This is a genomic window from Alphaproteobacteria bacterium (assembly GCA_015231795.1).
Taxonomy (GTDB): domain Bacteria; phylum Pseudomonadota; class Alphaproteobacteria; order Rhodospirillales; family WMHbin7; genus WMHbin7.
Window position 1 is genome coordinate 1 of record JADGAX010000023.1, and the last position, 2,297, is coordinate 2,297.

Here is a 2,297-nt window from a genome sequence, read left to right on the forward strand (position 1 = left end):
TTCGGATAGGTGTTCTTGACCAGCCCCCACTGACGATACCGATGTTTAAGATAGGGTCTGGGATGGCCCAATCCTGCCGCAGCCCCTCTATAGCGAAGGCTGGATTGGGCCTTCCGGCCAGCTTGGCGGCAGATACTGGCGGCCTATATTTATCCCCTCATCCACGAGCATTTTTTGGGGGGGCCATGTATGCTCTCTTGGCTGGAGGCTCCTCAGGCCCAAGTGAGCACAAGCGTCCTCTCAGCCGGGTTGCCTGCTAGATTTTCTATAGCATTACGACAAGTTCGCTTGAATGACTCTTTATGTTCGTGTAGTATTCTTGTGTCTGTAACGGCCCAACCAGCAGCTTAGATCGCTGGTTGGAGTTACCGACCGCCACGCAGGAGGTGGCAGACTCTCGCCAGGGTCGTCGGACCTCCGGTCAGCCTGCGTTGGTGGAGACCGGGGGTCCGATGGCCCAGGCAGTCTTGTTATGGCCTCTCGGCCTCCAAAACCTTTTCCTGAGCCTCATGGGCCTTCAGGAGTTCCAGGCGCGAACACCGGCGCACTCGGACAGTCCGCAGCCTTGGCTCAGTCCAAGGGTAAAGGGGTAAGTGCTGTCAAAATTGCTTCTGGCCTTTCGGGGAATCTGCCTATTCTTTCTGAAGAACTCGATCTGATTGCAGTATATCTTGAAGACGTGATTGCCGACCTGCTGGCTTCTGAGTGAGGGGACCATGAAAATTGCCGCTTACTACCGCGTCTCGACGACCCGCCAGGCAGAGCATGAATTATCCCTGGCCGACCAGGAGCGCCAGGCCAAGCAATATTGCGAACAGCACAGCCACGAGCTTGTCCGAGAGTTCTCGGAACCGGGGGCCAGTGCGACGACGGGGGACAGGCCCGTTTTTCAAGAAATGATCGGCTTTTCTCTGGGAGATGAACACCCCGTTGACGCCATTCTGGTTCACTCACTGTCCCGATTTTTCCGAGACGATTATGAATTCGAACATTACCGCCGAAAGCTTGATAAGCATGGCATCAAGATCCTATCGATTACCCAGCCCTTGAGCGACGATCCATCCGGGAATCTGGTGCGCTCGATCTTGACCAAGTTCGATGAATACCAGAGCGCAGAAACCGCCAAGCACGTTCTTCGGTCTATGCTCGAAAACGCAAGGCAAGGTTACTGGAACGGGGCGGCCCCGCCCTTTGGCTATCAAGCCGTGGAGGCGGGCAGAAAGGGTGAGCGTGTCAAGAAGCGGCTTGAGATTAATCCTGAAGAAGCCGAACTGGTCCGACGCATCTACACGCTTTATCTACGTGGCGAGGGTGCCGGGCCATTAGGCGTCACGGCCATCGCCAAGCTGCTGAATGGCGAGGGACTGAGATCAAGGGGCCGTCCATTCCATGTCAGTCAGATTCATCGCATTCTGACTTGCGAGACCTATACCGGTACCCATTACTTCAACAAGAAGCACTGGAAGACCAAGGCGTCCAAGCCAAAAGCTGAGTGGGAGCCTTTCTCTGTTCCCATAATTATCACCGAGGAAGATTTCAACCGCATTCAGGCCTCGTTGAAGCAAAAGAACCCACGGGTAACGCCGCCCAGGGTGATTACCGGCCCAACACTCCTGACCGGCCTGCTCAAATGTGCTTCGTGCGGCGGCGGCATGACCATCTCGACCGGCAAGAGTGGGCAGTATGCCTATTACGCCTGCTCCACCTGCGCCCGGATGGGAAAGGCTATCTGCAAAGGCCGACGGGTGCCTCGCGATGGATTGGACAAGCTTGTCCTCGACCATTTGGCCGAGCGGGTCTTCCAACCGGACCGGCTCCAGGGGATTCTTTCGGAGCTGATCGATCGAAGCCAAGACGCGGAAGAGACCCGCAAAGCCAAGCTGGGACGGCTTCGCCACGAATTAACAAAGACGGAAAGCAGCCTGAGAAACCTTTATCGATCCATCGAAGAAGGAATCGCCGACCTGTCCGATTCGACCCTCAAGGACCGGATTAACGAACTGAAGACGTACCGGGACGGCCTTAAGGAAAAGATCGATCTTCTGACCCGCCAGATCAACGGCACCCGCAAGGCCATCACGCCAGAAAAGCTGGAACGCTTCAGCCAGGAAATCCGCGACCGGCTGTTCAACGGAACCCCGGAATTTAGGCGTGCCTATCTCAGGCTCTTCGTTAACCGTATTGAACTGGATGACCGGGAAATCCGTATCCAGGGTTCAAAATCAAGGCTTGCCAAAGGGATTGCAGCCCCGCTGGGGGATGCACCCTTGGTGCCCAGTTTTGAACGGGAGTGGCGC

Annotated in this window: 2 protein-coding genes; both read left to right on the plus strand. The window is 56.0% G+C overall.

The window, feature by feature from the left end; all coding sequences use genetic code 11:
• Positions 1-565: 565 nt before the first annotated feature.
• The gene (locus HQL44_17830; protein MBF0270440.1) at positions 566-709 is read left to right on the plus strand and encodes a hypothetical protein; all 144 of its coding nucleotides are present in this window, start codon (positions 566-568) and stop codon (positions 707-709) included.
• A gap of 7 nt (positions 710-716) precedes the next feature.
• On the plus strand, positions 717-2,297 hold a 1,581-nt coding region (locus HQL44_17835; GenBank protein MBF0270441.1), incomplete at its 3' end, for a recombinase family protein.